The organism is Streptomyces sp. SM11 (assembly GCF_002910905.1).
Taxonomy (GTDB): domain Bacteria; phylum Actinomycetota; class Actinomycetes; order Streptomycetales; family Streptomycetaceae; genus Streptomyces.
In genome coordinates this window covers 40,778-48,165 of record NZ_NEUE01000302.1, presented here as the reverse complement: position 1 = coordinate 48,165, position 7,388 = coordinate 40,778, and the positions used below count along the sequence as shown (strand labels likewise).

6 protein-coding genes are annotated in these 7,388 nt (G+C 70.5%); all 6 read right to left on the bottom strand.

All coding sequences use genetic code 11. The annotated features are described in order from the left end of the window. Positions 1–36 precede the first annotated feature (36 nt). Complete coding sequence (gene trxA, locus B9S58_RS34865; protein ID WP_103535867.1) at positions 37–369, bottom strand: thioredoxin; 333 nt, start codon at positions 367–369, stop codon at positions 37–39. Between the two features lie 47 nt (positions 370–416). Then, positions 417–1,388 carry a thioredoxin-disulfide reductase gene (gene trxB, locus B9S58_RS34860; protein WP_103535866.1) on the bottom strand — a complete coding sequence of 324 codons (972 nt, stop codon included), beginning with the start codon at positions 1,386–1,388 and terminating at the stop codon, positions 417–419. 126 nt (positions 1,389–1,514) lie between these two features. Further along, positions 1,515–2,483, bottom strand: a complete 969-nt coding sequence (locus B9S58_RS34855; RefSeq protein WP_103535865.1) for an anti-sigma factor — start codon at positions 2,481–2,483, stop codon at positions 1,515–1,517. After that, positions 2,480–3,193: an RNA polymerase sigma factor SigM gene (sigM, locus tag B9S58_RS34850; protein WP_103535864.1), complete on the bottom strand. Its 714-nt coding sequence runs from the start codon at positions 3,191–3,193 to the stop codon at positions 2,480–2,482. The genes B9S58_RS34855 and sigM overlap by 4 nt, the downstream gene beginning before the upstream one ends. A gap of 162 nt (positions 3,194–3,355) precedes the next feature. Next, positions 3,356–5,086: a protein kinase family protein gene (locus B9S58_RS34845; RefSeq protein ID WP_103535863.1), complete on the bottom strand. Its 1,731-nt coding sequence runs from the start codon at positions 5,084–5,086 to the stop codon at positions 3,356–3,358. A 129-nt stretch (positions 5,087–5,215) separates the two neighbouring features. Further along, positions 5,216–7,375: a murein biosynthesis integral membrane protein MurJ gene (gene murJ / locus B9S58_RS34840; protein WP_103535862.1), complete on the bottom strand. Its 2,160-nt coding sequence runs from the start codon at positions 7,373–7,375 to the stop codon at positions 5,216–5,218. Positions 7,376–7,388 lie beyond the last annotated feature (13 nt).

Sequence of the window (7,388 nt, the reverse complement as noted above, 5' to 3'; positions counted from 1 at the left end):
TCACGTGAAACATTGCGCCGGGGCGCTGCTGCGCGGTTACGCGCCGATGAAGCCCTCGAGGTCGCGGAGGATCGCGGCCTTCGGCTTGGCGCCGACGATGGTCTTGGCGACCTCGCCGCCCTGGTACACGTTCAGGGTCGGGATGGACATCACGCCGTACTTGGCGGCGGTGGCAGGGTTCTCGTCGATGTTGAGCTTGACGATCTCGATCTGGTCGCCGTGCTCTGCCGCGATCGCCTCCAGCGAAGGGGCGATCTGGCGGCACGGGCCGCACCAGGCGGCCCAGAAGTCCACCAGAACGGGCTTGTCGCTCTTGAGGACGACATCGTCGAAGGTGTCGTCCGTAACGTGCTTCAGGTCGCCGGCCACGGCGGCCTCCTTAGTCTCTCGGGGTGGTGGGGGTGCGGTGCGGACGTTCAGACGGCCGGGGTCTTCTCCGGCTCGGCGGGCTCCGCGTCGGCCAGGGCCGCGAGGAAGCGCTCGGCGTCCAGGGCGGCGGAGCAGCCGGTGCCCGCTGCCGTGATGGCCTGACGATAGGTGTGGTCGACCACGTCTCCGGCGCCGAACACGCCGGTCAGGTTGGTGCGCGTGGAGGGCGCCTCAACCTTCAGGTAACCCTCGTCGTCGAGCTCCAGCTGGCCCTTGAAGAGCTCGGTGCGCGGGTCGTGGCCAACGGCGATGAACAGTCCGGTCACGGGGAGCTCGGAGGTCTCGCCGGACTTGGTGTTGCGCAGGGTCAGACCGGAGAGCTTCTGGTCACCTTTGACCTCGGCGACCTCGCTGTCCCAGGCGAACTTGATCTTCGGGTCGGCGAAGGCCCGGTCCTGCATGGCCTTGGAGGCACGCAGGGTGTCGCGGCGGTGGACGATCGTCACGGACTTGGCGAAGCGGGAGAGGAAGGTCGCCTCCTCCATCGCGGTGTCACCGCCGCCGATCACGGCGATGTCGTGGTCCTTGAAGAAGAAGCCGTCGCAGGTGGCGCACCAGGAGACGCCGCGTCCGGAGAGGGCGTCCTCGTTGGGCAGTCCCAGCTTGCGGTGCTGGGAGCCGGTCGTGACGATGACGGCCTTGGCGCGGTGGACGGTGCCCGCGGTGTCGGTGACGGTCTTGATGTCACCGGTGAGGTCGACCGCGACCACGTCGTCGGGGATCAGCTCGGCGCCGAAGCGCTCGGCCTGGGCCCGCATGTTGTCCATGAGCTCGGGGCCCATGATGCCGTCCTGGAATCCGGGGAAGTTCTCCACGTCGGTGGTGTTCATCAGCGCACCGCCGGCCGTGACGGCGCCCTCGAAGACCAACGGGTTCAGCGAGGCGCGGGCGGTGTACAGCGCGGCGGTGTACCCGGCCGGTCCGGAGCCGATGATGATCACATTACGGACGTCGCTCACGGGTTGCTTCCTCGTTTCTGCAGACTGCCTAACTGCTTACGGGGTCGGTTCAACGACTCTCACCCCACCCAACGGATCCTACGGCTGATGCATTCCCGAACGTGCCGCGGTGGTCGCCGACGGTTTTCAGGGGCGGTGGTAGGCGCGGGTGAGCAGCAGCTGCCCGGTGGATTCAGGGGTGGTGTCCACGCAGGAGGCGGCCACGAGGTAGGCCTGTACGCGTGAGGTGTCGCTCGGGTGCGGAAGGACGACGAGGTAGGCGTCCGTCCCCTGGTACGTCCCCTCGTCGAGGGCGAGGGCCGGGGTGGTGCGGCCGGTGGCCTGCTGGACACAGGGGGGAACGGCGACGGCAGGGGCCTTCAAAGGGCTCCTGGACGTCTCGGCGTCGGGCGTGTGAGTTCCGTCCAACCATTGCATGTCCACGTCCGGCGGCACCTTCTTGGCACCGGGGCTCTCCTGGCCCGATCCACCGCCGAGCAGTTCCTGCACCCGGGATTCGAGCGTGCCGTCGGCGTAGGCGTGCGCGCCGCTCTCCGCGGCGCTGACTCCGCTGTCGGCCGCGGTCTTGGGGGAGTCGCCGGACGGGACGATGGACTGGAGGAAGGAGACGCCCATCCCGATGACCGCCGCGCCGAACGCGGTGCCGAGCACCACAATGCGCCGACGCCGACGGGCGGGACGGCGGCCAGGCCCGGTAGCGGCGGAGGACCGGCCCTCAGGACGGTCCGAGGCGGGGGCGCCGACGCTCCTGGGAGCGGACGCACTCGTCGCACGGTCGGTCGACGTGTCTTCGGCAGTCGTTGTTTCACGTGAAACAACGACCGGCTCGTCCACGGCGGGAGCGATGGGGCGGACCTCCGCCGCGAGGGCCGCGTCGATTCGGGCAGCGATGTCCTCGGGCATCGGCTCGGAGGAGGGCATCGATCCGAGCATCTCCCGGATCTCCTCCAGGGAGTCAGCGACCTCGGAGCAGAGGTCGCACCCCGCGACGTGCTGCCGGACTTCCGCCGCCCGGGAAGGGGGGAGCAGCCCCTCGGTGAGATCGGAGATCTCGGAGACCTCCGGGTGCTGAGCCGTGTCGGCCGTGGATGTCACGGGCGCCCACCTCCTCCCTTCGTGGCGGCAGGATCGCTTGCTCCTGCGTCTCTGGGGCCTGGCGCAGGTGGGACGGATGGTCCGGGCGTCCGGTTCCTTCCGGCGTCGTTCTCCCCGTCGGGGGTCTGTCCCCCGGTTCCCGCGCGCAGATGGCGGACCAGGGGGGCCAGTCTCGCCCGGCCCCGGGCGCATCGGCTCTTCACGGTGCCGGTCGGCACCCCCAGGATGCTGGCCGCCTCCGCGACGGGGTAGCCCTGCATGTCGACGAGGACGAGGGCCGCCCGTTGCTCGGCGGGCAGTGTGGCCAGGGCTTCCTGGAGCTGGCGCTGGAGGTCCTGCCGCACGGCGGGGGCCTCGGCCGATTCGTGGGGTTCCAGGAGCTGGTCGAGCCGTTCGGCGTCGTCCACCGGGGACGTCTTGCGGGAGGCGGCCTTGCGGACCCGGTCGAGGCAGGCGTTGACGGTGATCCGGTGGAGCCAGGTGGTGACGGCGGACTGGCCGCGGAAGGTGTGGGCGGCGCGGAAGGCGGAGACCAGGGCGTCCTGGACGGCGTCGGCCGCCTCCTCCCTGTCTCCCAGGGTGCGCAGTGCCACGGCCCAGAGCCGGTCGCGGTGGCGGCGTACGAGTTCACCGAAAGCGTCGGGGGCGCCCGCCACATGCTGGGCGAGCAGCTCCGAGTCGCTCGGTGCCTCTGGTGGAACGGAATCCACCGTGCTCCCCCTCCGAACCGGATCCGATGTCACATGTGGGCCGCGCCCTGCGAAGCGGTGGCGACGGGGAGAAGCCTGCCGTCACGGGTATGACGGCCGCAACCCTCGGCGCCGTCGGCGCTCGGTGGGCGAACGGTCCGCCCCACAGTACGGGGCGGTGGATCAGCCGAGGACGGAGATGTCGGTGATGCCGCCCCGGTATCCGCCCGTTCCGTCCGACGGGAGCTCCGTGATGTGGATCAGGACATAGCGGGTACGGACGGGCTTGTCGAGCTTCTCCTCGATCTTCGATCCCGAGACGGTCCGCTTGACGATCGGCTGGTCGAAGTCGGCCGTCGCGGACGGGGACGAGGCGTCCGGGGACGCGGCGAGCACGGTCGTCGTCTGCCCCTTCCGGTACATGGACACGTCGATGCCGGAGACGTCACGCACCTTGCCGAGGTCGACGATGATTCCGCTGCCCTGCTTGCGCTGGGGGAGGTTGCCGAAGTTGGCGAAGTTCTCGTACCGCGGGGTGACCCAGTGGGTTCCGGGATTGCCGTCGATGGTGTTCGGCACCGTCCGCTGCTTGATGCCGGAGCCGTCGGGCATGAACTCCGTGGCCCCCGCGATGTCCAGGGGTTCGGCGGACGGCGCGGGCTTGTCGTCCTTGTTCTTGTCGTTATCGTTCGGCTCGGTGACGCCGGTGTCGTCGGAGCCCTTGGTCCGGTCGAGCAGTGCCTCCGCGAGCTGCCAGCTGCCGAGGCCCAGCGCGGCGATGAGGAGTGCCGAGACGGTCCACTTGAGGACGCGGCCGGTACGGCTCTGCAGCGGGGCCGGAGGCACCGGCATCACGGGCTGGGTGACGGCGGGCGGGTGGGAGGACGGGCGCCCGTACGTGCCCTGTTGATAGGTCGTCCGCTGGTACGCCGGCGGCGCGGTGAACGTGGGCTCCGGAGGAAGGATGCGCGGCATGGCCGCGACGGCCCGGGCCAGCTCGTCCGGAGTGGTGCAGGGCGGTTCCTGCCGGGAGGCGGTGGCACCGTCGTTGGCGAGCGCCCGCATGGCGAGCTCGGAGAGGCCCCGGTGGACGCCGGCCCGGACCTGGTCCGGGGCGATGAGTCCCATGCTCTTGGGCAGCCCGGAGAGCCCGTGGGCGTCGCTTCCGTACGGCCAGCGGTGGGTCAGCGCGGCGTACAGCAGGGCACCGATGGCCTCGGTGTCCGTACGGAGGGGGCGTTCGGCGGTGATACCGCGCAGGGCGGCGTTCACGGCGAGGCCGCGGATCCGGTACTGCCCCGTGGAGCTGCGCAGGACCGCGCCGGGGGTGAGGCGCAGATGGGCCAGCCCCTCGCGGTGGGCGGCGGCCATCGCCTGGGAGAGCTGGCTGACGAGCTGGTAGGCGTCATGGGCCTCCATCGGCCCGGTGGCCAGCAGCGCGGTGAGCTCAGTGGCGTCCGGCAGCCATTCGTGGACCACGTAGACGAGGTCGTTCTCCTCGACGGCGTCCAGGACCTGGACGAAGCGGGGGTCGCCGAGCAGGGCGGAGGAACGGGCGGCGGCCAGCACCGAGCGGGCCCGCGGGTGGTCCGCGGGCAGCAGGTGCACGCCTACCGCCCGGCGGAGCTTCTCGTCGACAGCACGCCAGCTGCTGAAGCCGTCCAGACGGGTGACACACTCCTCCAGGCGGTAGCGCCCGGCGAGTTTGTGACCGCTGTGCAGATCGGGTGACGCCGGAACGACCTCGGAACGCTCCCGCCCACCGTCCGTGTTCTCGGTGTCCTTGGGGCTCGCGCCCTTGGTGTCCTCGGCTTGCGCCGTCCCGTCGGTCGTGGCCTCGTCCGCCTTGGCGGTCAGCGGCTCGTCGCCGCTGTTGTCGGCCACGTCGACGGCGGCCGTGCTACGTTCCGCCACCGTCGTTCCTGCCTCCCCATCCGTTGCGCGATGCCAGCCAGCTCTGCACAGTCACGCCAATTGTGCCCACACTCCAGCGCTATGCACGACACGCGGAGTGCGGCGATGGTTGTGCGGGCGGGCGCTCATTCAGCGTCCGAGCCGTCCACGGACCATGCCGACCAGGCCGTTGACCTCTTCGATGCGCATCCTCTTCGCCGCGACGAAGAAGATGCCCAGGAGGAGTACGCCGCCGCAGATCAGCGCGGCCAGTGAGCCGAGAGCACCGGTGCCGACCACTTCCAGGATCCCGAATCCGACGGCGCCGCCGACCAGGGCGGCGGGCACCGCGGCCATGCAGAGGCGGGCGTAGGTCCGCACGATGTGCGCCCCGTCCAGGTCGCCGCCCAACCGGTTGCTCAGTCGGCGCCAGGCGATGCCGACGCCGACCGCGTAGGCCAGACCGTAGGAGAAGGCCATGCCGACGACGGCCCAGCGGGCGGGCAGGACGACATAACAGAGGGAGGAGGCAGCGGCGTTGACGGCGGCCACGATGACCGTGTTGTAGAAGGGGGTACGGGTGTCCTCGTAGGCGTAGAACCCGCGGAGGACGACGTACTGCACGGAGTACGGGATCAGGCCGAGCGCGAACGCCATGAGGATGAAGCCCATGGAGCGGGCGGCCTCGGTGCCACTGGAGGCGTACAGCAGGGTGGCCATCGGCAGGCCGAGCGCGAGGAAGGCGAAGGCCACCGGCACGATGGCGACGGCCGAGTTGCGCAGTCCCTGCGAGATGTCGTCCCGGACCGCACCCGGGTCGTTGTCATGGGCGGCCCGGGAGATGCGGGGCAGCAGCGCGGCCATGACGGAGACGGTGATGATGGCCTGCGGCATGCCCCAGATCAGCTGGGCGTTGGAGTAGGCCAGGAACCCGGTGCCGTCGTGGCCCGAGGCCGCGCCCGCCGCGGTGGCGAGTTGGGTGACGACCAGAACGCCCGCCTGGTTGGCCAGGACGAACAACACGGTCCATTTGGCCAGTTTGACGGTCTTGCCGAGCCCGTGGCCCTTCCAGTCGAACCGGGGGCGGAAGCGGAAGCCCGTCTCGCGCAGGTAGGGGATCATCGCCAGCGACTGGACGACGAGGCCGAGCAGGGTGCCGATGCCGAGCAGCCGGACGCCCTCCGGCGGGATGGTGTCGACGCCCATCTGCGACTCGCCAGAGGTGCCGTAGACCCAGATGAACAGCCCGAACGTGATGATCATGACGATGTTGTTCAGGACCGGGGTCCACATCATCGCGCCGAACTTGCCACGGGCGTTGAGGATCTGCCCCATCACCACGTGCACACCCATGAAGAAGATGGTGGGCAGGCAGTACCGGGCGAAAGTGACGGCCACGCTGTTGGCGGCCACGTCGTCGGCGATCGTGCTGGACATCAGTTTGATCAGTACCGGTGCGACAAGGACCGCGGCGGCGACGATCAGGCCGAGCGCGACCATCACCAGCGTCAGCAACCGGTTCGCGAACGCCTCGCCGCCGTCCTCGTCGTTCTTCATGGCGCGCACGAGCTGCGGGACGAAGACCGAGTTCAGGCCGCCGCCGACGGTGAGGATGTAGATCATCGTCGGCAGGGTGTACGCGATGGTGAAGCTGTCGCCGAGGATCGCGGCGCCGAGTGCGGCGGTGATCACCAGGGACCGCACGAATCCGGTGAGCCGGGAGACGAGGGTGCCCGCGGCCATGACCGCGCTGGACTTCAGGAGCCCGGAGACCTTGCCGCCGCCCTTGGCAGGCGCGGGCGCGGGCGCCGGTTCGGGCTGGGGCGGCACCGGAGGCTTCCCCGATCCCTCCTGGTCCCGGAAGAGGTGGGCGAAGGCGTCCGGCTCCTGCCGGTCGTCCGAAGCCTGGGTGACGAGGGCGTCGACGCCGACGAACTGCGTGGTCGCCGGGCGGTCCCCGTACGGCAGGTGCCGCGAGGGCCCCGCCGGCTCGGGGGGCGGGGTCTGGGCCCAGACGCGCGGGTCGGGGGCGTAGGGAGCGGCGGGCGGCTGCTGGTAGAGCGGCCCCGGCTCCTGGTAGGTGCCGGGAGGCGGCGGAGGGTGCGCGGCGCGGTCGTAGAGCGCCTCGCCCACCGGGTCCTGGGCGGCCAGGTCCTGAGCCCGGTAGGGGTCGTCCTCGTAGGCGTGCTGGAAGTACGGGTCCGGCGGCACGGAGCCGTCCTGGCCCGCGCCCGGAGGAACCGGAGGCCCGCTCGGAGACGCTGCTCCGCCCGCGCCCTGCCCGCGGTCACCGTCGTACGGCGCGTTCATCGAAACCCCTACC

What these genes read in the sequence shown, in the direction of transcription:
- murJ (WP_103535862.1), bottom strand. Translation starts at nt 7,375, where the DNA reads ATGAACGCGCCGTACGACGGTGACCGCGGGCAGGGCGCGGGCGGAGCA.